16 protein-coding genes are annotated in these 23,899 nt (G+C 53.3%); 2 read left to right on the forward strand and 14 right to left on the reverse strand.

The features are described 5' to 3' along the window. Positions 1-66 precede the first annotated feature (66 nt). From NST04_RS20465 to NST04_RS20495, 7 genes are all read right to left on the reverse strand, one after another. The gene (locus tag NST04_RS20465; protein ID WP_341185886.1) at positions 67-972 is read right to left on the reverse strand and encodes a carbohydrate ABC transporter permease; all 906 of its coding nucleotides are present in this window, start codon (positions 970-972) and stop codon (positions 67-69) included. Next, positions 966-1,916 (reverse strand): ABC transporter permease, encoded by a 951-nt coding sequence (locus NST04_RS20470; RefSeq protein ID WP_341185887.1) that lies wholly within the window; start codon positions 1,914-1,916, stop codon positions 966-968. Before NST04_RS20470 ends, NST04_RS20465 begins: the two co-directional genes overlap by 7 nt. A 138-nt stretch (positions 1,917-2,054) precedes the next feature. After that, entirely contained in the window at positions 2,055-2,273 is a 219-nt protein-coding gene (locus NST04_RS20475) for a hypothetical protein (RefSeq protein ID WP_341185888.1), read from the reverse strand. Between the two features lie 47 nt (positions 2,274-2,320). Continuing rightward, entirely contained in the window at positions 2,321-3,499 is a 1,179-nt protein-coding gene (locus NST04_RS20480) for a Ger(x)C family spore germination protein (RefSeq protein WP_341185889.1), read from the reverse strand. Between the two features lie 18 nt (positions 3,500-3,517). Next, a complete protein-coding gene (locus NST04_RS20485; protein ID WP_341185890.1) occupies positions 3,518-4,621 on the reverse strand; it encodes a GerAB/ArcD/ProY family transporter in 1,104 nt (367 codons plus the stop codon). 34 nt (positions 4,622-4,655) lie between these two features. Then, positions 4,656-6,080 (reverse strand): spore germination protein, encoded by a 1,425-nt coding sequence (locus NST04_RS20490; protein WP_341185891.1) that lies wholly within the window; start codon positions 6,078-6,080, stop codon positions 4,656-4,658. Positions 6,081-6,153: 73 nt separating this feature from the next. Then, positions 6,154-7,098 carry an NAD(P)/FAD-dependent oxidoreductase gene (locus NST04_RS20495; protein WP_341185892.1) on the reverse strand — a complete coding sequence of 315 codons (945 nt, stop codon included), beginning with the start codon at positions 7,096-7,098 and terminating at the stop codon, positions 6,154-6,156. A 217-nt stretch (positions 7,099-7,315) separates the two neighbouring features. On the opposite strand from NST04_RS20495, the gene NST04_RS20500 reads away from it, so the two are divergent. Next, positions 7,316-7,669 carry a hypothetical protein gene (locus NST04_RS20500; protein WP_341185893.1) on the forward strand — a complete coding sequence of 118 codons (354 nt, stop codon included), beginning with the start codon at positions 7,316-7,318 and terminating at the stop codon, positions 7,667-7,669. A 90-nt stretch (positions 7,670-7,759) separates the two neighbouring features. Here the strand turns inward: NST04_RS20500 and NST04_RS20505 are convergent, their stop codons facing one another. After that, positions 7,760-8,512, reverse strand: a complete 753-nt coding sequence (locus tag NST04_RS20505) for an AIR synthase related protein (RefSeq protein WP_341185894.1) — start codon at positions 8,510-8,512, stop codon at positions 7,760-7,762. 30 nt (positions 8,513-8,542) lie between these two features. Next, positions 8,543-9,406, reverse strand: coding sequence for a helix-turn-helix domain-containing protein (locus NST04_RS20510; protein ID WP_341185895.1), 864 nt, complete (start codon positions 9,404-9,406; stop codon positions 8,543-8,545). A 181-nt stretch (positions 9,407-9,587) separates the two neighbouring features. On the opposite strand from NST04_RS20510, the gene NST04_RS20515 reads away from it, so the two are divergent. Next, entirely contained in the window at positions 9,588-10,886 is a 1,299-nt protein-coding gene (locus NST04_RS20515; RefSeq protein WP_341185896.1) for an alpha-glucosidase/alpha-galactosidase, read from the forward strand. Positions 10,887-10,992: 106 nt separating this feature from the next. Here NST04_RS20515 and NST04_RS20520 read toward each other — a convergent pair whose 3' ends face one another. The 5 genes from NST04_RS20520 to NST04_RS20540 form a co-directional block, all read right to left on the reverse strand. Then, positions 10,993-12,249 (reverse strand): peptidase G2 autoproteolytic cleavage domain-containing protein, encoded by a 1,257-nt coding sequence (locus NST04_RS20520; protein ID WP_341185897.1) that lies wholly within the window; start codon positions 12,247-12,249, stop codon positions 10,993-10,995. 222 nt (positions 12,250-12,471) lie between these two features. Then, positions 12,472-13,245 carry an ABC transporter ATP-binding protein gene (locus NST04_RS20525; protein WP_341185898.1) on the reverse strand — a complete coding sequence of 258 codons (774 nt, stop codon included), beginning with the start codon at positions 13,243-13,245 and terminating at the stop codon, positions 12,472-12,474. A 45-nt stretch (positions 13,246-13,290) separates the two neighbouring features. Continuing rightward, complete coding sequence (gene ppsA / locus NST04_RS20530) at positions 13,291-15,912, reverse strand: phosphoenolpyruvate synthase (RefSeq protein ID WP_341185899.1); 2,622 nt, start codon at positions 15,910-15,912, stop codon at positions 13,291-13,293. A gap of 316 nt (positions 15,913-16,228) precedes the next feature. Further along, positions 16,229-17,500 carry a BNR-4 repeat-containing protein gene (locus NST04_RS20535; protein WP_341185900.1) on the reverse strand — a complete coding sequence of 424 codons (1,272 nt, stop codon included), beginning with the start codon at positions 17,498-17,500 and terminating at the stop codon, positions 16,229-16,231. Between the two features lie 561 nt (positions 17,501-18,061). After that, positions 18,062-23,701 carry a rhamnogalacturonan lyase family protein gene (locus tag NST04_RS20540; protein ID WP_341185901.1) on the reverse strand — a complete coding sequence of 1,880 codons (5,640 nt, stop codon included), beginning with the start codon at positions 23,699-23,701 and terminating at the stop codon, positions 18,062-18,064. Positions 23,702-23,899 lie beyond the last annotated feature (198 nt).

Consider the following 23,899-nt stretch of genomic DNA (forward strand, 5'->3'; position numbering starts at 1 on the left):
TTCCTTGCCCCGGCAGCTTCAACTTCCGCCGCTCCGGCCTCCCCCCTTCCGCAGAGTATACCCGCTTTAGCCCTTGATCGCGCCCGTCATGACACCGTCTACGAAATATTTCTGCAGCTTAGGGTAGATCAGCAGAATCGGAATGGTAGTGAACATGACGCTTGCCGCCTTCAGCGACTCCGGAACAATGAACGCGCCTGCGCCGCCCTCACCGCCCTGCTGGCTGTCCAGCTGCTGGTTGGCTGAGATGATCTGGTACAGCTTGAGCTGCATGGGATAAAGCTCTTTTTTGGTAATATAGAATAAGGCATCCTGGAATCCGTTCCACCGGTCTACCGCATAGAAGAGGCTTAAGGTGGCAATGGAAGGCAGTGAGAGCGGCAGCACAATGCGGAGAAGTATTCCCAGATCCGTACACCCGTCAATGGCGGCTGATTCCTCCAGACTCTCGGGAAGAGAGCTGAAGAAGGTTTTCAGGATAATCAGGTTGAATACACTCATTGCGCCCGGCAGCACCAGACTCCAGATCGTATCCATCATCCCCAGGTTCTTGATCAGGATGTAGGAAGGAATCAGACCGCCGCTGAAATACATGGTGAAGACGAGAGCGGATAGCAGGAAGTTTCTGCCCCATAGCCGCTTTTTCGTTAAAGGATACGCCGCACAGATCGTCAGGAACATACACACCACGGTGTAAAAAATCGTCAGGACAATACTATAGCCCAGCGTATACAGCATAGAGACATCGCTCAGAATCGTCTTATAGGTCTCGACGGTGAAGCCTACCGGCCACAAGCCTACCTTTTGCGCGATAATCGCTTCGTTGGAGCTGAAGGAAAGCGCTATCATGTATAGGAATGGAACGATGCAGGTAAACGATAAAGCTACAATAAATACTATAATGGCGATGTCCGCCACACTTGTTTTCCGGCCGATCCGTCTCGTTCTTATCGTGTCTGCCATTTTCACCATATCCCATCCTCACCTAATCTCTTCGCAACAAAGTTGGCACCGATCAGCAGGATCAGACCTACCACGGACTGGAACAGCCCGACGGCCGTAGCCTGGGAGAAGTCTCCCGAACTGATTCCCACTCTGTACACGAAGGTACTGATGACATCGGAATATTCGCTGACCAGTGAATTCCCCATCACAAAGGGGCGGTCGAACCCGATCGAGACCATTCTGCCAATCTGGAGAATCAGCAGGATATTAATCGTGGATTTGATGCCGGGGAGGGTGATATGCCACATTTTACGGATTCTGCTGCAGCCGTCCATATCAGACGCTTCATACAGCTCCTTGTTGATACCGGTAATGGCCGCCAGATAAATGATCGTCCCCCAACCGATGTTCTGCCATACCCCCACCGTAATGTAAGTGATCAGCCACGGGACCCGCTGGGAGAGAAATTCAATCTTCTCCAGCCCCAGACTATCCAGGAAGTGATTGACCATCCCGCCGTTCGAGAACATCAGATAGACGATCCCGCCGATGATGACCCAGGACATGAAGTGCGGCAAATAGAGCACGGTCTGTGTCACTTTTTTGAATTTGGCCATCCGGACCTCGTTAAGCAGAATCGCCAGGATAATCGGGGCCGGGAAGCCTGCCACCAGATCCAGCACGTTCAGGACCAGCGTATTTTTAAGGGCACGGTAGAAGCTGTCCTGCTCAAAAATAAACCGGAACACATCCAGTCCGACCCATTCGCTTCCACTCGTCCCCTGAAAAATATTGTAATCCTGAAAGGCCATCACCAAGCCATAGATTGGAGCATATTTAAAAATAGCAATGTACAGGAGTGGCAGCAGCAAAAGGATATAAAGTATCGCATCTCTCCTGATCCTGAGCCAAAAGGTGTGTTTGCGTGCTAATCCGATTTGGTCTTGCTGACTGTTTAAAACCGCTTTCATTTCTACCATCCCTTCGGCTGTATTAAGGAGCTCTCCTGTTTTTCATTATAGCTGCGCCCGGGAATAAGAAAATGTAATCGCTTAAATGAATTTGGTAATAACTTAAAAGACAGCCCCGTGAAGGAGCTGCCTTAAGCTTCATTTCATGATCAGATCGATCTGGCCGAACAACAGCTTCACCATCTCGGTGGGACCCGGCAATCCTGGTTGAAATAAAAGAAGAATGGTAAGCCCCGCCGTAGCAAGGGTGATGCCTGCGATAACCTTTCTGGTTTTCTTATCCTTACTGCCCCGGAATTCAATAATGATAATTGAAGCGGACAGCAGCAGAATGCCCAGGATCATTACCAGTTTCATGTTTCCCACATCCTTTTATGGTTGCTGGAATTAAGGCGCAGCCTCTGTCAGTCAGCCGATTGCTCCGGGATGCCCTGAGGGCCGGTTGATCTTCCGTTACCAGTAATACTTGTCTTGGCGGAGACATCCACCTGTAACTGGGGGTACATTGCCTCCCATTGCTCCTTCTTCGCCTTCCACTCCTGCGGGTAATGTCTGCGGAAGGTATCGGCGAACCGGAAGAAATCGGTTTTCTGCTCTTGCTGAGACATTTGGAGAGCTTGCCGGGCGAGCTCCTTCAGTTTGTCTTCCCACGCCTGATTCAGCTCAATCATCTTCGCCGGATCGGTCAGATTGGCATCGGTTGTATTCATGACCACCTCGCCCTTGGCCACAATCCGTATCTTCATCAACCATTCCCGGTTCACAATTCTCGGGGTTAGAGTAGTGGTTATACTCTTAGGCTGAATCGAGAAGGTGCCCTTCTGCTGATCCAGCTTAACCGGTATTATAATGTTATTCAGTTCATTAATCATCAGCAGCACCCCAAGGCTGACCGGTTCTTTCACAGTGAGTGCATAGCGGCCATGTTTATACAGGCTTATTCCTTTGAGGAAGGGTGTAGTCGCATTAGGACCGTCATTCGGTTCTGGAGGAGCAATCAGAATACGGGTTAAAACAGCCGAGCCGCTGGCACCTTGAATGGATTGGGACAATTCCAGCAGCGTCACGCGTGTGCCCAGGTTCATATTCGCCATTTCCCGGAGGGATTCGGAGGTGCTCCGCTCCAGCGGGTCCAGCAAGGCAAGAATATCCTTGGCAGATTCCTGGCTGGAGAAGACATATGCATGCTCACGGAATTGCGGATAACGCAGGAGAAAGTCGATATACTCGCGCAGCCCCTGCTTTCCTGCCTCTTCACTGATTACAATGACCTCACACTGGCCCCAGAACATATGCCGGGCCACCTTCCGTTGCAGCCGGTTCAAGGCTTCCGCAATGTTATCCCCTTCAGCGGTGCGGATCATAGTGACCCCCCTTGCGCCTTCGCCGGCTCCGCCGCTCTCCGAGCCTCCCCCTCCTTTGCGCGGAATGAAGATCTGGGCCGTCAACTGCGCCTGACCATCCTTATAATCCACGCCGGTTGCCAGTACGATCGCCAGGTCATTGATCTCCGTCCGGTCCCAGCAGCCGGTCAGCAGTACACTGCTTAGCAGCAGCATGATTAAGGTCCTGCAGCCCCGCATAGCCCTCCCTCCTTATCTTCATCCTTTGTTCTGCCGCTTCAGCCCCCTCTTCAGCAGGGCCAGTCCATAGACTGCGGCAGGAAGCCCGACCAGGAACAGCATGGTATATATATTCGCTGAAGCACTCACCAGCGCAGCGACCCCTGAGGCACCGGACACTACCCAATACGAGAACACAATACTTAAGAAAGCCAGCGGAATCACCAGCGGTTTATAATCGTCCAGTCCGAACCATTCTGCGGCCGAAGCGGCGAAGATGTAGAGAAAGACAGAGATTTTGACAAAAATCCCGAAGATCCAGATCGCAATGATCAGAGCCTCGATATGCTGCAGGAAATCGGCAATGGTAATGTAACGGGCAGCAATCATCACCGGATAAGCAAAGCTGTCCGTCAAATCCCCCATCAGCAGCAAGCAGAACAAATTGGTAAGACTCATCGCCGCAGTTGTGACCACAAGTGAGACAAGCATTGTCCGGGTAAGGTGTTTCTTACTGTTGACATAGGGCAGCAGAAAGGCCAGCACAATATATTCACTGAACCATGCAGACGGAGCCACAGCGCCTTTGACAATGGGCACGAATCCGTTCTCCATGAACGGAAGCAGCTCCGCAGGCCGTAGCTCCCCGGTCAGAAGGACAAAGATTAGGCAGAGCATCACCACCAGCAGTGTAACGAACACCTGCGCGGTTCGGCTGACCACCTCAATCCCCAGCCTGACATTGATCGCACAGACGATAACCATGGAGCTTATAATAACAAGCAGCGGAGTCTCAGGAAGCGCATTATTCAGAATAAACTCGCCATACTCCAGGATAATCAGACCGTTCAGATGGGGGAGATAGAGCAGAAAACCCAGCCCGATGAGCTTGCCCGGCAGCCACCCGGCGATTAACAGACTGGACTGCATAATGGTCTTTCCGGGATAAAGCCGGTTAAGTCCAAGCGAGATCCCAATGACCGTTACTCCAACCAGCGAGCCCAGGATGGGCGATAGCCACATATCATGTCCCGCATAATGCATGGTGATCCCGGGGACAGACAGAATAGCTGTAGCGAGAATGGACGGAAAGACCAGGAAGGCCAACTGGGTAACCGATATTTTCCCTTTGTCAGTCAACATAAGTATCCTCTTCTCTGGTGAAGTCCGGTTGCCGTCATTTGCTCCGCGGCTGGGAGATCCACAATACATCCTTCAAGCCCTTGCTGAACGTCGGAGCTGCCGGTGACAGATAGGGCCTGCCGAACGAACGCAGACTGCTGAGATGAATGACCACCAGGATGATGCCCAGCATAACGCCGATCAGCCCCAGCGTGCCTGCCAGAACCATCATGGGGAAGCGCAGCAGCCGGGTCGCGATACTGGCTGAATAACGCGGAACCATGAAGGAAGCGATGCCCGTAATCGCCACGATAATAATCATTGGCGCAGAGACAATTCCCGCAGTGGTAGCAGCTTGGCCTATAATTAGCGCGCCCACGATGCTGACAGCAGAACCAATCTGCTTAGGCAGCCGGACGCCGGCCTCCCGCAGCGCCTCGAAGGCGATCTCCATAATAAGGGCTTCCACCAGGGCCGGAAAAGGGATCTCTTCTCTCGCCCGCGCGATACTCAGCAGCAGCACGGTGGGGATCATCTCCTGATGGAAGGTAGTGATGGCTACATAAGCTGAGGGGAGCAGGAGCGATAAGGCATAGAAGATATATCTGAGCCAGCGGACAAAAATACTCATGTAAATGTTCTCGTAGTAATCTTCAGGGGATTGCAGCATGGAGAACATGTTAACCGGGGCAATCAGACTGAAGGGAGTCCCGTCAATTAAGAGTGCAAACCGGCCCTCCAGCAGATTGGAGACCACCACATCCGGGCGCTCGGTGGCAATCATCTGCGGAAACGGCGAAAAGGGCTGGTCAATGATGCCCTGCTCGATATACTGGCTCTCCAGCACATCTTTGATATTCAGGCGGCTCAGCCGTTTATTGACTTCATTGACCAGTTCCGGCTGAATAATGCCTTCTACATAGGCAAGGATCACATTCGTGTGGCTGTACTCCCCGATTTTCTTGGTGTGCAGCTTGAGCGAAGGCGTCTTCAGCCGCATACGCAGCAGAGACTGATTCGAGGCGAGGGTTTCGGTAAATCCGTCACGGGCTCCGCGTACAGTGGACTCTGCTGCCGGTTCTTCCGGGGTCCGTGTAGGCACCTTATATAGCGGATAACCTGTACCTGAAGCCTGTCCTTCCAGCAGCAGCACAGCTTCGCCGTCCAGAACAGCTTCAATGGCCTGCTCTGCTGTCTCGATCCGGTTAATCGAGGAGACCGGAAGCTGGGCAGGTAACGCTTCTGCCGGTTCAATCTCCAGACCGGCCTGCTCCAGCGGAGCCAGCACCTGCTGCTCCAGCCGCTCAGTATTACAGAGTCCGGAACAGTAGACACAGAGTGCGGAAGTACGATTAATGGTCTGAAACGAATGGAACACAATATCATCACAGCCCGCAAAAGCATCGCGCAGGACCTGCTCGTTCTCTGCCAACCGCCGAGTTAACAGGATATGCTGTTCCTTATCCGTTGCTGCATTCATGTGTACTCCCCCCTGCTCTATGCCTTGAATTCCAGTTTCATAGTAATGTTATCCTGTGCTATTGGGGGAAAAATTATGCAAGCCCGGCCTTCCAGGCTGCCCGGTTCAGCTCACCGTTCAGTGCAGCAGCGGCCAGTGCCCCTGATGCGGCAGCGGCAATAGACTGATGCATCATGGTAGCGGCATCTCCGGCGGCGTAGATCCCGGGCACGCTGGTCTGAGCGAACTCGTTAACTTCAAGGACGCCCATCTCGGTTATCCGGCAGCCCAGGGACTCTGGCAGATCCGTTCCCGGAGCCAGCTCGGGCTTGAAGAAGATGCCGGTACACGGAATCTCTGTTCCATCCTTAAGCTTCACATGGTTAACCATGCCCTCACTGGAAGAAATCTCGCGAATCGGAGCATCGAATAACGGGATATCATGAGTGCGCAATTCTTCGCGTTCCGCTTCTGTGAGCTCATCAGGGCCATTCGTGCAGACCGCGAACTGCTTCGTCCAACCGTATAACAGCGGCGCCAGATGCATGAGTGCAGCCCCCCTGCTGATGACAACCAGGGGCTGATCTCTTAATTCCCAGCCATCGCAGTACGGGCAGACAAAGGCGCTTTTCCCATAGACCTCGGCAAGCCCCGGAATGTCCAGCCTGCGGTCCTTCATGCCTGCGGCAAACAGCAGCTTCTTGCTGGTGATCTTAAGCCCTGAAGCTGTCTGCAGCAGGAAGGCCCCGTCCTCCCCGGTAATGGACACAACTGTATCTTCAACGTGTGAGACAGACGGATAAGCCCCAAGCTGTTCTATGGCAATCCGCCGGAGTTCAAACGGAGCAATTCCGTCCCGGGTCAGGAAACCATGCGCCTCCCGGGTGACCGCATTACGCGGACGCCCGGCATCAATAACCATCGTCTGTTTGCGTGCCCGGCCCAGCATCAGCGCAGCATTAAGCCCGGCAGGCCCTCCTCCGATAATGACTACATCCGCAACTTCATTTGCGGCATCGATATTCTCCAGGTTCTTCATTTGTAATTCCTCCTTGTGTATGGTGGGTGTTGGGGGGAGATGTATGACAGCGGGCAGTTTTCGCGGATATTAGAGACTTCTGTAGTCTGTAATTATCTCAAAAAATTAGACACGCATCACCATCGCTCACATGTGTCGCAGATCTATATTGCACATTCACATTCTGTAATGCACATCTGCATCACGCAATCTGGATTGCCTTGATTAAGGACAATACGTGTCTATAATAACTTCAAATTTTAATGATGTCAATTCCTGCGCTTTGTGGCTTATGCTGATTGAACACTTAATAGAAGAATTGTACATCCAGCTCACACCACCCCGCAGTCTGCAAGGGGCTGGCAGTGAAGGTTGCGCTTGGATAGAGGATGAAACTGAGATATGTACGTTTGCTGGAGCGCATTTAGTTGGATTTTCTCCACTTGCTGAGGAACGTATGGGCCACGCTGGAGAACCAATTGGAAAAACGGCACTTAAATACTTACACGTTACCCGAAACGGCCCAATCCGTGAGCAGCAGTTGCTGTTTTTCCACTTGTTTCAGGACATTCCTCGGAAAGCGGGAAATTAAGATACGTTTATCCATTTATTTGCCGGCAAGGCAGAGGTGGCTTAATCAAAGCCGCCTTGTTCGCACCGGTATTCACCTTCCGCAGGCCGGTCAATCCTGCAAATAACCGATAATCTCCATTTTGCCGCCTATTCTGGACTGAAGTTCTCTAATCCTACGTTCCTCTGCCGCAAAAATCACCGCTGTCGCCGGCCCCCCGGATGCCTGTAGCTTATCTGCTATTCCAGGCACCGGCCGGAAGCCGCTGCCGTTCAGCTCCGCGAGCAGCTCCGCCTCATACCCTGCTCCCTTAGAGCCGACCGGGTGAATATCATGGACCTCCGGCGCAGCTGCGAGCAGCTGAAGCTGCCGGATGGTACACAAGCTTGCTTCCTGCTCCAGAACAGCGTTTCCGACCAGCGGTTCGCCCAGCATCACGATACAGTCTCCGCCCTGTGAACGCCCCACCTTCAACTGCGTCTCATCCGCTTCCCCGATTACAGTGATTCCTATACCTGTCTGGCAGGTCACAAAATTATCCTCGGTGCTGCCGTTCACATGGGCGGCAGTTAATCCGGCTTCCGCAAGCAGCTTGTGAATGCCCCGGATAATCTCATTCCCTGTAGGCTCCTTCTCTACCGCCAGGGTATCGATGACCGTTAAGATCTCCGCCCCCACAGAGAGCACCTCCATTACTGCAACTCTGGCAGCATAATATCCTGCAACAGCAGGTGGGGTCTGCACCGCATCCATCGGCTTATTCCCGATGCTGGCGCTGGAATCACAGCCGATAACCAGCAAGCGGCCCTCTCCTCTGCGCACCAATGTGAGATCGCGGATTCTTTGTACTTGCGGCTTCATCATCATTTTTTCTCCCTCTTGGTTGGTCTCATACTAATTTCCGTTTCTAAGTCCGGCCCGGTATTCACTCGGCGGCATCCCCGCAACTTTGCGGAATTGCTTGGAGAAATACAGGGCATCATTAAAGCCGACCGAGGAGGCCACCTGTTCGATGGTCAGCGTGCTTGCGAGCAGCTCTTTGGCCTTGTCCATCCTCACTTTGAGCAGATATTGCTTCGGTGACATTCCGGTCCGCTGCTTGAAGGCCTTAGACAGATGAACCCTGTGATAGCCGAGCGAAGACGCGATGTGATCAATGCTGAGCTGCTGGTGGAATTGCAGCGTAATCCAGCGGATCGCCTGGTCAATCTGCCGGTCTATCATCTCGGGCATTTCGGTCGGGTGCGGCGGCAATTCGCCCAGATTGTCCCGCCCGATCCGGTGAAGAAGCAGCCGCACCCAGCCGGAAGCTTCCAGGCTCTCCAGCCTTGGATATGCGGATTGCTTGAAAGATTGCCGGATACCGGTATAAAGGTGATGCAGCTCCGGGACCATATCCGAACGTGCGAAGGGCCGCTCCCTTGTAATGCCGACCGCCCGGAGCTGATCCAGCACGCCGATGCCCTGCAAGGCGACCCACGCATAATGCCACGGGATGTCCGTATCCGCCTTATAGCTGAATAACATTCCGGGAATTATCACGAAAGTGTCTCCTGCGTTGCACTCCGCCGAGAATGTGTCGCTCTCGAACCGTCCCCGGCCCTCCAGAACGGTATGGATCAGGTAAAAATCATGTACAGACGGCCCGACAGTGTGGCCGGGATGCGGCTTCCCTTCCCCGCTGAAAAGCACGGACAGCTCCTGCTCCTCCGGCTTCAGGTTGATGCCCAGGGTGAATTCATAATGCTCCGGGTCCATGCAACATTCCTCCATATGTATCTTGTCTTTCTCCATAGCCCGCGCAGCGGTTCTATTCTATAGTGATTATAGTAGAAATTAGCGTAAAAAGCTTCTGTTTCAGCACATTTCCGTCAAACTCTTCGGCAAGCGGCCGTATGACGGAAGGCTTGTTACGCATCTTACAGGAGGCTAATCACTTATGTCTAAAGTTACATTTATCGGTGCCGGAAGTACAGTATTCGCCAAAAACGTCCTCGGAGATATCATGGCTACGCCCGCTCTGCAGGGCTTCGAGCTTGCCCTATATGATATCGATCTCCAGCGTCTGAATGACTCTGCCAGCATGCTTCAGAATCTGAAGAAAAGCAGCGGCAGCACTTGTACCGTCCATACGTATACTGACCGCAAGGAAGCGCTGCGCGGTGCCAAATATGTAGTGAATGCCATTCAGGTTGGCGGATATGATCCTTGTACGATTACCGATTTTGAGATTCCGAAGAAATACGGCCTGCGCCAGACAATCGCTGACACGGTAGGCATTGGCGGCATCTTCCGCAATCTGCGTACCATTCCGGTTATGCTGGATTTTGCAGCGGATATCCGTGAGGTGTGCCCGGATGCGCTGTTCCTGAATTATACGAACCCGATGGCCGTTCTAACAAATGTCATGAATACCTACGGCGGCGTGAATACCATCGGCCTGTGCCACAGTGTACAGCAGTGTATTCCTGGATTGTTCGATCACCTCGGCATCGATAAGACCGGTGTTCAAGCCAAAATCGCCGGCATCAACCACATGGCCTGGCTGCTTGAAGTCACCAAAGACGGCGAGGACCTGTACCCGGAGATCAAACGGCGTGCGGCCGAGAAGCAGCTCGAGCCTCACTACGACATGGTCCGCTATGAGATGATGCTGAAATTCGGCTATTACATTACCGAGTCCTCCGAGCATAACGCCGAGTACCATCCATACTTCATCAAGCGGAACTACCCGGAGCTGATCGAACGCTTCCAGATTCCGCTGGACGAATACCCGCGCCGCTGCGTGGAACAGATCAAGCAGTGGGAGCAGATGCGCGGAGAGCTGGTGAACAACCAGGATCTGAAGCATGAGCGTTCCCATGAGTATGCCTCTTACATCCTGGAAGCCATGGAGACGGACGTGCCGTTCAAGATCGGCGGCAATGTAATGAACACAGGGCTGATCACCAATCTGCCGCGTGAAGCCTGCGTCGAGGTGCCTTGCCTCGTGGACAGAAGCGGCGTAACGCCAACCTTCGTAGGTGATCTGCCACCGCAGTGCGCAGCGCTGAACCGGACCAACATCAACACCCAGCTCCTGACCATAGAAGCCGCTATGACTCGCAAAAAAGACCATATCTACCACGCCGCTATGCTGGACCCGCATACCGCCGCCGAGCTGTCGATGGACGATATTGTCAGCATGTGCGATGATCTGATCGTGGCCCATGGAGACTGGCTTCCGAAGTATCAATAATTTCTAGCCTATATTTTAGGGTTACCTCCATAGCAAAGGCAGCAGACCTCCGTAACAGGAGAATTGCTGCCTTATATTTTTGAACTGCGCTCGTTTGCAGAACCATTTATTTCACATAAATTTTAATTTGATCTGGCGCTGTTCTCGCAAGAACCCGGTACCCTTCGACTGAAGCAGTCGCCACTCCGTTCTCACCAGGCATACAATATCCGTTCACCTGGCAGGTCCCGTCATCCCGGACAAGAAGCTTGCCCATGGTTCCTACAGCTACCCATTCCGGACGATCAATCCGTGGCACATACGTCTGAGAAGGGACATACTCAGGATTGACAACAGCCGAGCTCTTAGTATACGCAGGCGCCAGAACTTTGCCCTCGCTGTCTATTACCGCTTTCACTTCCCGATCTTCATATTTAACCCTGCCCCATTCATCCTTTTCATATTTGCCCGTCCAGTTCAAAGGGCTTGAGTCGCCAAGTACAGAAGGATTTGCACTGACCACACCCAGGATGTATTGATCTGCCGGAGTTGCTTTTCTGACCTGCTCACCCTCTGTGGTTACGAAATAGCCCGGCTCGATCGGCAACCCGTCCACTGTCTCAAACATTTCGGCATAATCGGCACCTAAAGGCATTACCGTGCCTTGTAAGAATAGATTTCCGGAAGACCCTTGAAGAACAGCAGCCAAGCCAAGAGTGTCTTCATTCCCATTAGCTAAATGCCAAGAATCGGGAAATACAGTCTCACCATTCGAGCCCATAATGTGTGAATTAGGGTGTTCTTCATGAACAACTGTAGAATTACCTTCAGCATGAGAGTTCTGAGCACCTGCAACTGAAGAAAAACCTTCTGCATGGGAAAAGGTTCCATTGGCCTCAGTCAAGGCACCCTCCGCATGTGAAGAAAGCCCATTGGCCTGAGTGTTGAATCCTTCTGCATGAGCTGCAGGACCAGCAGCTACAGTCAAGAAGCCTTCGGCGTGGGAGTATTCACCGCTTGCAGTGCTCTGATTGCCCTCTGCGTGTGAAGCCACACCCGAAGCAGTCGTCTGCGCACCCTCAGCGTGAGATTGAGGTGCGGAAGCAACAGTTAAACCGCCCTCAGCATGGGCAGCGTCACTGATTGCATAGGTCTTGTAGCCTTCCGCATGTGCGGCTGGTGCTGTAGCAAGTGTCCCATTCCCTTCGGCATGGGCCGTGTCCAAAAATGCAATGGTCTGGTAACCTTCCGCATGTGCCGCAGAAGCGCTGGCTGTTGTCTCATAGCCCTCAGCGTGAGAAGCAAACCCGCTGGCGGTCGTGGAGTTCCCCTCTGCATGTGAGCAAGCTCCGGAAGCGGTCTGATTGCATCCTTCATCTGCCATAAGCCATTCCTCCTAATATTGTGGTTTTTATGGTCCTACCCTACACAATATTGCGGACTTGATGGAATGGACACGGCGTGTCTCCCGGGTACAGAATCACTATTTGTCGTGTGCGATGATACCATAAATAAATAGCACCTCAGTCCGTTACGCTAAGTTAAACGCCTCTGAAGATCAATCCCCGCTTGAAAAAGACGATTATGCCTTCTCTGCAATGTATTTTCACCCCAATGTCAGCCATTTGCGGTTATGGTGCTCCTGCACCTCAACCGGGGTGTCAAAGAAATCACTGAGCACCCCGGACTTCAGGCACTCTGCTGTCTCATCGGCTTTATAGATTTCCCCCTTCTTAACCAGCAGGGTATGGGTGAAGCAGAGCGTAATCTCCTCAATATGATGAGTCACATATAGTAAGGTCGGTCCGCCTTCCTGCTTAGTGATCTTCTCGATCATCTGCAGTAACTGCTCCCGTGCAAAAATATCCAGCCCCGTGCACGGCTCGTCCAGAATAAGCAGCTCAGGATTAGCAATCAGCGCGCGTGCGATAAGGATCTTTTGGCGCTGCCCCTGTGATAAGGTATCATAAGTACGTGTGGCCAGGGCCGAGCAATCCAGGAATTCCAACAGCTCCTCTGCCTGCTTCAGATCCTCTTCTTCCGTCTTGTCGTACAGCCCGATCGTGGCGAATTTGCCGCTCAGAATAATGTTCATCACCGTCTGATGGCCGTACAGCTTCTGCTGCAATGAGGTGCTGACCCAGCCGATCCGCTTGCGCAGCTCCCTAAGGTCTACATCACCGAACCGGTGGCCAAGCACCTCTACTTGACCTTGGGTTGGCCAGATATAGCCATTCACGACGTTCAGCATGGTCGTCTTGCCTGAGCCGTTCAGACCGACTATACACCAGTGCTGTCCCTTCTCCACCTGCCAATTCATCTCGTGCAAAATCATTGTCTGCTCACGCCGCCAGGATACATTTTCAAGTGATATAATCATGTTCCGGTGCTCCCCCTTGCCGCAATAATAGTCTTTAATGAAACATTATAGCAGCTCGACATATCCTGCGCTTCCATTTACACGAATGCGTTGCCCGTCCTGAATCCGCAGGGTAGCCTGCTCTACACCGACTACGGCAGGCAAGCCGTACTCCCGGGCGATTACGGCCCCGTGTGTCATCAGCCCCCCGACCTCGGTAACCAGCCCTTTAATGAAGACGAATAGCGGTGTCCAGCTGGGGTCTGTATATGAGGTGACCAGGATATCCCCTTCCTCCAGTTCTGCCTCCTCCATATTAAGGATCACTCTAGCCCGTCCTTCGATTATTCCTGTAGAGACAGGTAGACCTGCCAGGGCACCGGGCGGGAGATCCTCCCGTTTATAACGGCCGGACAGGATTTCACCCTCGGATGTGATGACACGGGGCGGCGTAAGCTTTTCGGCTAATTGGAACTCGTTCTTGCGTCTCTTAATCAGCTCGTCATCGAATACACCAGTGCGAATGGCCTCATATAGTTCCTCGAATTGTAGATAGAAGATATCTTCCCTGTCATGAACAAGGCCTGCTTGAACGAGCCGCTCCGCTTCCTTCATCATCGCCTGTTTGTATACCAGGTAACGGCTGACCATCCCGTATTTCGGATATTCACGGTACCCGATATAATTACGGACCAGCTCGATTCGTTGTCTGGTCTCCCGCACCTTGTCTTCGCCATCCGGTAACAACCGCAAGCGTTCAACAATCTCCTGCTCCTTCTCCCTGGCTTCCTGAAGACCCTGCTGGAATTTCCGGCTGCCGGCCCCTGGTTCAAACTGCCTGATATTGCTGAGAATCATAGGAATCAGAATCGCCGGGTTCTCACTCCAGCGGGTTCGGGTAATGTCGATCTCTCCCGTACAGCGCATTCCGTATTTATCGAGATAGTCTGTCAGCACAGCATAGGCAACTTGCCCGCCTTCTAATGGAAGGAGTCCGGCCAGGAAATCCCCGTCCTGTATATGCTCCTGTAAATAATCGATAACCTGCGGAAAAGGACGGATCCTATCAGCCACATCAAGCAGCGCAAGACCCATGGCTGAGGTAATGTTGTTGTCCACCGATTGCGATAAGGTATCTGCTGCGTTGATTTCGCCGAGCCACTCGTTTAAATGTTCGTTTAACCACGCTGATGCATCCATTGCAGCCATGAATACAGCCGTACTCTGCGGATTGAACAGCAGGCGCTTAAGCTCCTTAATATCCTCCCGGATAAAATCAAACAGTGCAGCGCCGGATTTGCCCTGAATGGCCTGCTTCAGCTCCGCTACCGAGGCTTCGTTATTCTTAATCAGCTCGGTAACGATGGCAGGATCGGACTTGAGCTGTGCCTGCTCTTGGGGAATGTGTATGCCTGGCTTGATTGTCGCGGAGCCGGGTGCGGGCTCTGGTGCTGGCAACATGGGGATGAAATCCTCCCGCTGAGTGATCGTTAGCAGCGCATCTTTGACCAACGGATCGGACTTCCCTAGCGTATCGATAATCATCTGTCTGGCGGGTGAAGCCAAATGCGCGGTGACGTCAACGAACAGTCTGGCACCGGCCACACGCATAGGGGCAGGAGTAACCATCAGGTGAAAAGATAAGCCCAGCGGCTTCATCGCGTCTGTCATCATCTGCCCGTGGCCGACCGAGATATACGCGCGGTTCTCCTGATCACCGGAATCAGGGATGGGATATAAAGTTGTAATCGGCCGGCTCTGGACGATATAGAAGGTATCATCAGCGAGGCACCATTCGATATCCTGCGGAACCCCGAAGCTGGCCTCAATCTGCCTCCCGAGCCGGGCGAGCTGCATAATTTGCGGTTCCGTAAGTGTCTGCGCTTCCTGCTGAACGGGATCAAGCGGACGGACTTCTGTACCGCCTTGCGGCAGGGCGTAGACTGCGAGCTTTTTGGAGGCAATCCGCTGCTCCACGATGCGCTCATCCCGTACCTTATAGACATCCGCAGACACTATGCCAGAGACCAGCGCTTCACCCAGACCATACCCGGCATCAATGGACAGCAGCTTACGGTTATTCGTGACGGGATCGGCGGTGAAAAGAATACCTGACGCCTGCGGAAAGACCATTTTCTGCACAATGACAGATAAATAGACCTGGCTGTGATCATAGCCCTGTTGCATCCGGTAGCTCACTGCACGGTCCGTGAACAGCGAAGCCCAGCATTTGCGGATGTGCTCCAGAATGGCGTCCAGGCCCACAATATTTAAGAATGTATCCTGTTGACCGGCAAAAGAGGCCTGCGGCAGATCCTCAGCCGTGGCACTGGAGCGCACCGCATACGCCTGATCCTCCCCAAACCGGGAGAGCTGCTCCGTTACTGCGGCCACAACTCCGGCTGGAATCTCGGATGCTTCAATCGTCTGGCGGATTGCTCTGCTGATGTCCAGAAGTTGCGCCGGGTCATGGTCTTTGGCTTGCATCACCGTTAACCGTTCCAGCAAAGCATGATACGCTTCATTGTGCCGGATAGCTTCCTGATAACCCTCCGTCGTCACACAGAAGCCTTCAGGCACATGTATGCCTTCCATTCGGGACAGCTTGCCCAGGTTCAGCCCCTTCCCGCCAACCAGCAGCAGTGGTGCATTGTCCATGTCCTTAAGCCCTAGAACCAGTGATTGCATCCCTATCTCCCCTAACTTGTGAAGTAGAATCTGTAAACCGTTAACAAATCGAGCGGAAAAATAAATTGACATCCTTGTAGCGGCGTGTTACGATATAAATATAGGATGCCTTTTTTATGTTCTCGAAAAATTAAAAATAGTCGCAGTTGATTATATCATCGTGTATGTATAGATGCAATATGAAAGAACCCGGACACTCACCCGGGTTCTTTTTTTGAATTCTATTTCTCGTTCTAAAACGGTGCCGTCCTTTAGAAGGACGGCAATGCCTTTTCCACTTGGTAGATAGCTATGTGATGGAACTCGCCTCACCCGCCTAGTTATTTCGCCCATAGTACAACTTCAGATTCGTTACATCCACCAGATACAAGATGTCAATCCCCTTCGGACTGCGGTCTACCGCCAGCCGTTCAACCGGGATACCCGGTGCAAGCGAGCTCTCCGTCCAGCCCCCGCCGGTATTCACTGCCATGAACGCACGATCGGTTCCGCTGCTTCGGACATAATAGATTCTGGCTGCTGTCCCGGTCCAGGTCACATCGATCGCCGCATTGGTGGGAGCAGCGTTATAGACGGTCTGGAGGTTCCAGCCCCCTGCACCGTAAGTGGCCTGCTTCACAGCAAAGCTTGTGCTGCCCTCCTCACGGTAACGGTAAGCAATCACTGGCCGGCCTTCAGAGTCAAGCGTCATCTTGGCGCTCTGCACACCCGGGCCACCGGGGTCGCTGCCGCTCTGCACATAGGCTTCGCTTGGTGCCATCGGCTGCACAATATCCGCCGTAGTCAGGGAGACCGGTGCTGTAACCGGAGTTCCGTCCGCTTTGCTGAATACGCCTGTGGACGGGCTGTACTTCATATAGGACAACTGGTGGCGCAGCGGACTGGCGGCGAAGTACGCCCACTCGAACAAGATATGCAGGTCGCCGTTTGCGTCAAAAACCAAATCATCCGGGTAGACAGACCGGTTCAGATGCGCCGCAATGGTCTTGACCTGAGTCCATACGGAGTCGGCATTGTTCCAGCGGAACAGAACAGCCTCTCTTTTGCCAGCCGGGTCTTTGTCAACACGCACCAGCAAATACAGATCTCCATTCGGAGCAGTCGTCACTACCGGATAGGTTACCGTCATGCCTGTTGGCAGCTCGTCCGAGTGATTCTGCGGAATCCCTCCCACCGAATCTGAGCGGTAGTAGCGCCAGGGATTGCTGTGCATGGAAGCAAAGACGTGGAACCGGCCGCTCCCGTCTCTCGCGATAGAAGGCTGGTTATGCCCGAGATCGTCCACATATTCCGCCGGGGTTGTCCCATCCATGAGCGGAAGCTTGCTCCATACCCCATCGTTGTCTCTTCTTGCAATAGCTACGGTATGCTTACCGGGAATGGCCCCCGGGGCGTTATAGGCCATATAGGCATACTCGTAACCAAGCCCATAAGTGGCAAGAGGAGACCACCACCCTGCCTGATTGCTGGAATCCATCGGAAAAGGCACCTCTTCCAGCACAGCTGAAGCGTTCCCCGTCCCCGCAGGCACTACCGTCAGCAGCAGTGTCATAGCCAGAGCAAGCATCCAATGTTTGATTTGCTTCATTTATTAAGCCTCCCTCATCAGTCGTTTTAAATATAAACGGACTAAACTAATCCTGATGTAAACGCATACAACTTATCTGTTATCCCTCCCCTTTTAACAACTTTTCTGGTAATAGTGTGCTGGATAATCGTTACTGGGTGCTACTGAACGCTAGATTCCAGTGTTGCTGGCCCAAGAATAGCACGCTGCCAAGAGGAATGTTACTGTACTATTGCAAGATTGCTGTAACTGAGGGCTGTAGCAGATAGATTCTGGTGCACAAATACACTACATTTGCCTGTCTGGCCTGCGTTCACTGGATTCAGAGGTACTAATACACTACATTTACACTCGCCGCCTACCTTTGCCCAATTCAAGGGTATTAATGCACTTCATTGGTTCGATTGACGCGTATTCAGTAAATTCAGGAGCATTAATACACTTCATGGCTAGCCTCCAGCCAAATTCTTCCCAAGCTATGAATGTAATGTATCTCTTGAAGCCCAAAAAGCCCGGTTTCCCGGGCTTTTCCAGTAGATATTTCACTCCATCAAGCACAACTTCCGCTCTTCAGCCAGCCGCTCACTTGTTCACCGTTACCGTCATCTTCGCGGATCTGGACTCGCCTGCCGCGTTGAGCAGGACGGCTTCATATTCATAGGTTCCGGGAGCTTTGCCGGAGATGGCAGTGACTGTGGACTGGGCATCCGGGGTATGCGCCTGCAGAGTCTGGGTATCGACTAATTCGCCATTCTCGTAGAGCCGGTATTCCATCGCATTCGTACCCCACCACATATTCATCGTAACCGCATAGCTGCCGTCTTCGTCCCAGTTATCGTTGGATAACTCCGCCTGCCCCGGGGCAGCATCAGCGACTGTTACTGTCAAAGGTTCGCTGGTCACCGCTCCATACCCATTGCTCAGTTCCAGCGTATAAACGTATGTTCCATTCGATCTGCCGATAATATCAATCTGCACCGACTGGGCGGATGGTGACTGGTCTGTCAGAGCGCCTTCTTCAATCATTTCGCCGTTCTCGAAGAGCTTGAAGCGGGTACCATTATTCCCCCACCATATATTCATCGTAATTGCGTAATCGCCGTCCCGCAGCCCTGTATCATGCCCGTTATTATCGGACAACACCGGCTGGCCCGGAGCGCCGTCCGCCAGCGGTATGCCCAAGGTGACCCATGACGACAACGGAATGTTCAGCTCCTTCACCAGCCCCGCTACCAGCTCCGAGACCTTAATCGCACCGTTCATCTGCAGATGGGTGTTGTCCTCCGTGCTTCCCGTCCACATGAAGATGGACTTAGTGCCCTCTGTACCCAGCTCCTGAAAATACGCCCAGCTGGCCTGATTCAGGTCCACCAGCAGCGTCCCCGTCTCCTGCGCCGTTTCCTTCATCGCCTGCACATATGCCGGGAAGCTCTTGTTCAGCACTTCTCCGCTGAAATCCCTCCGGTTCACTGGGGTAACCAGTACTGGAATCGCACCTCTCTGCACAGCGCCGTTAATATAATCCTTCAAGTACACCTTGAATTGCTCCGGGGTAAGATAACGTTCCGGCCGGGAAGGCGTGGAGTCATTATGTGACCACTGCATGAACAGATAATCCCCTTCATGAATGCCTAGCAGAATATCGTTTAGATATCCGCCGTTCAGAAAGGTTTTGCTGCTTAGTCCGCCGACTGCCCGGTTATCAATGGTGATCTTGTCGGTGTCAAAATAACGGCCCAGTGTCTCGCCCCACCCCGCCTGCGGACGGTAGCTCTCCGCATAATTGGCCACGGTGGAATCGCTTGCCAGATAGAGCGTTGGCTTATCTGCCGCCCCCTGCTCCGGCAGTCGCTCGATCTTCAGCGCGTTGATCTTCGGCGTACTTCCGGAGAAGCTGAAGTCAAATACGCCATCAATCAGGGCGACATCATAGGTCACTTCCTTGAATTGGCCGGAGGGGATGGTGGTGGCTGGCAGTTTGTTCATCTGTTCCACCGTAACACCGGTCTGGGTTACTTCTTGCGCATCCCCAATGGTCATCGTCACCCGGTAATTCGCCGGCTTCATCTCCACCAGAAACGAAGTGCCGTTCACACGGGTAAAGTCCTCGGTTAGCGGATTGCCGGTTCCCCGGTTCTCGTCCTGTACCAGCGCGGTGTCGGCGAACCCGTAGCCGTTCCCTTCCACGTAGGCCCGTTTGGCATCCACCTTCGTATAGCCGTCTGCTGCACTGCCGGAGCCAAAATCAAAGGAATACGTACTAACATCCCCAGCAACCTCGCTGGTCAGTGAATCGCGTGCAACGGTCAGCATATTCACCGTATGGTTGATCTGCGCCTGCGAGGCTGTTGTTCCGATCAGCGCTTCGGCAGCGCTCAAGGCTCTATGCACCACAGCTACAGAGGCTTCCGTGTAGGATGCCAGGTCGATAGCCTTCACTTCCTGATGCAGCGCAATCAACGCCGCCATATCGCCTGCTGCCACCGGCAGCTTTGTACCTTCAATTGTTACATTGTCGATCTGGGTGGTCCAATTCAGCGTGCCACCTCCTCCTTTTCGCGTACCCAGGAACCGCAAGCCCCTAACGTTATTGGCATAGACGCCAGGACTCAGCGGTATATCCCGGATCGTCTGGGTGACACTTGGGTTAGCGAGACTTGTTAAGGTGAGATCAAGGGTTTTTCCGGCAAAATCAATCTTCAGCTTGACATTCACCCACTGATTCTTGGGAATATTCGTCGCGGTTCCGCCCCCTGGAATGGCAGTGGTGCCGGTACCGTAGTCAGGCGTATATGGACCAGTAAAATAATGAATGTTCGTATTCGGGCTTGCCGCTCCGGTCTTGGTGAACAGGGTGAAAATAATATTCTCACTCGCATCCTGCAGACTCAGATGCCCCTCTGACGGGGCAGCGCCGACATTGCCGGAATGCCAGTTGAAATCAACATTCACAATATCGCCGTTCACCGCATCGAATAAGCGGAACACCTTGGCGCGGTTGCCGGAGCCGGAGCCCGTCACAGACAATACCTTGTTCCCGTTCTCTTCGGTAACCGTGCCCGCCATCGTTCCGGCAGTGCCCGTAGCATTCACCATCGAATACTTTGCTGCGGCTGGGTCACCCTCGAAGTCCTCCGCATATTGCTGCACCTCCGGCTCTGGCTCAGGCTCGGTAATACCGGGATCAATCACGAACGGGGATATACTTAGGTCCATGTCCTTCACTGCGCCCGCCACCAGACCGGCAATAACCTGCGCGCCGTAGGTGCTGAAATGGGTATTATCGCTCACTCCGTTCGGGTACTTCGGATACTCCCCTGGATTAGCATATAGGAAAAGCTTCTCCGTAGCCGCCAGGCCGACACGGTTATACTCCGCAATGCTGAGCTGGCTCAGATCGATTAGCGGAACATTCAGTGCGGCCGCCGTTTCCTGCGCCGCCTTCACATATTCAGGGAAGCTTACGTTGAATTCCTGAGTGATCGTATTGAAGTCCCTGCGTCCTACCGGCGTTAACAGAACCGGAGTGGCCCCCCGCTGCTTGGCTCCGCTCACGTATCGGGTCAAGTACGCTGCATAATCTGCCGGAGAGGCATAACGGTCAGGGATACCTGCACTTGCATCGTTATGGCCGAAGGAGATGAAGAAATAATCGCCCGGCTTGATCTGCTGCAGAATACTATCCAGACGGCCGTCCACCATGAATGACTTGCTGCTTCTGCCGCCAATGGCATCATTCCGGATCGTGACTCCGCTGCTGAAATAGTTGCCGAATTGCTGGCCCCAGCCTTCCTGCGGAGCCTGCATCCCGCTGTAGGACTGCATCGTCGAATCCCCGGCCATATAGAGTGTTGTCCCGGTTCCCGGCGTCTTCTGCGGGTATTTCTCAATCTTAATCTCCTGCACATCGGCCGCCGTGCCGGAGAAAATAAACTCTAACTGCCCATCAACCACCGCAATGTCATAGGAATAGAGCAGCGGTGCTCCGGCAGCGATTGGGGTGACGGCCAGCTTTTGCACAAATTCAGATTTGACCCCTACGTTCGAGTCTCCGTCTCCGCTGCCCAGCTTGAGCGTCACCTTGTAATTGGCATTCGGCAGGTCCACCGCAAACTTGGTGTTCTCCGGCAGGGAAGCGTGGCTCGCGCCCAAGGTGATTCCGCTGATGCTCTCGAAACCATATCCCGTTCCCTCCGTGTAAGGCGTAGCCTGCACAGAAGTTGTTCCGGCTAGCGGCTCCGTACCGAACCCGAAGTGGTATAGCTGCTCCAGCGGTTGCGGCGCTCCGGCCAGTGTTAGATTTGCTTTTGGAAAAGCGGTGGCCTCCGTGCCTAGATAGAAGCCTGTATGCGGCGGCTGGTTGTATGCCACATTCTGCCAGGCAATCCCCAGCCGGTATACCGGATCTTGCATGAGTGTTGGAATTCTGTAGGTTGTAGGAATCGTAGTGGTATAGAGTCTGTACTCTGTGCTGTCTTCACTGCGCAGTAGCAGTTCCTCGCGCCAATCGCCCAGGAGGTCCGCCTGAAGGGCCGGGTTGCCTTTGGTGTGATTATTGGTCAGTGTGCCGGCCGCCCGGAGAATCTCCTTCAGCTGCTTATTCTGGTAATCCCATTTGTAAATGAGCGGAATGCCCTCTGCTGTAGTGTTATTCCAGTCGTGGTCGAACAGCTCCCGCTGAAGATCCCCATCCCACCAGATGGCGAAATTCGCGCTTCGCGGGACTTCATTCTGTTCATAGATCACTTCACCGTCTGCCTCATAGCCGCGGGATAACGGGTCCATCTGCCCATTCACAATCGTGGACGCCCAGGACTCGTAGCCGGGATGCTCCGGATCGATATCTGCGGACATTCCCCGCCCGGTATCTTGTCCGGTGAATTGGCCCCAGAGGATCTCGCCTGTTGCCGCATCACGCATCTCCAGCCCGTAGGCAGCATCCTTATGCTCATGAACACTGAAGACCTGATACCCTTCCCGGTTCGGATCGAGCTTCCCGGCATGCATCGCATCTCCGTGACCAAGCCCGGTGCTGTAGAGCAGTGTGCCGTCATCATCTATTGCCAGCGCACCGTACATGATCTCATCTCTGCCATCCCCGTCTGCATCCAGCACACTAAGGTTGTGATTGCCTTGTGCTTCATATTGTGTGCCAGCTTCGTTCGTGTCGAAGTTCCAGCGCTTCACCAACGCGCCGTTCGTGTAGTCGTATGCGGTAAGCGTTGTTCTTGTATAATAGCCACGGGCCATCACAACGCTTGGCTTCACACCGTCCAAATAAGCAATTCCGGCCAGGAAACGGTCGACACGGTTGCCATATCCGTCTCCCCATGCGCTTACATTGCCTCTTGGCGGATCATAGTCCACGGTGGATACAGCAGCACCCGTCTGGCCGTCGAACAGCGTCAGATATTCCGGCCCGCTGAGGATATAACCTCCGTCGTTGCGGTAATCCTTGGTGCCGTCTCCAATGACAGTACCTTGTCCGTCCTTGGTACCGTCTGCCGTTTTGACCACTACCTCGGCTTTGCCGTTGCCGTCCAGGTCATACACCATCAGCTGCGAATAGTGCGCCCCGGCCCGGATGTTCACGCCAAGGTCAATCCGCCAGAGCTTGGTGCCGTCCATTTTGACAGCATCGATGTAGACGTTCCCGGTATAGCCAGCTTGTGAATTATCCTTCGAATTGCTGGGACTCCACAAGAACACGATCTCATATTCTCCGTCCCCGTCCAGATCCCCAACAGAGGCATCTCCGGCATAATAGGAATACGTCCCCCCGTCTTTGGTCCGGCCATCGGCAGGCTTATCCAGCGGAATCGGCAGATAGGCGTTATGCCACACTGCTGCCCGCTCCGGCTGCATTTCCTCCTTCCCGGCAACAATTGTAGAAATCTGATATTGCGAGCTGTCCGCCCCCGTCGTGTCTACGTAATTAGTGGAGTTTACAATAGGCGCCGGGTTCACCTTCATCCCGTTCTTATAAACATTGTAAGCGATTTCATTTGAATCCGTATTCAAGTACCTCCAGCTCACAAAGACGCCGCCATCGGTCAGCACCGCCACCAAGCCACGGTCCAGATATTCTGCCTGACGGGCGGGAAGATTTCCGGTAGATGCTGCATGTGCCGGTGCGGGCGGGAGAGCAAGCGGTAGGACCAGCAGACAGGATAATAAGAATGCGAGCAATGATTTCTGAACAGACCTCTTTTTTCTACCCATGTACTTCATTCCTCCTATTCTTCTAAAGTCAATTTAGAAACCAGGGGACACTTGTGCAGATGCTCTCATAGTTGTCTTCCAGCTTAAGCTTGGCGCTCCCGCCTCCTTTCTTGGCACCATTCATATGGAGCGTAACAAATAATAGGGATTCATTCTGCTCAAAAAAAAGCACTTTCAGCCCAGAATCGACTTTTATAG

The sequence above is a fragment of the Paenibacillus sp. FSL H7-0756 genome (genome assembly GCF_038006765.1).
GTDB lineage: Bacteria > Bacillota > Bacilli > Paenibacillales > Paenibacillaceae > Paenibacillus_AQ.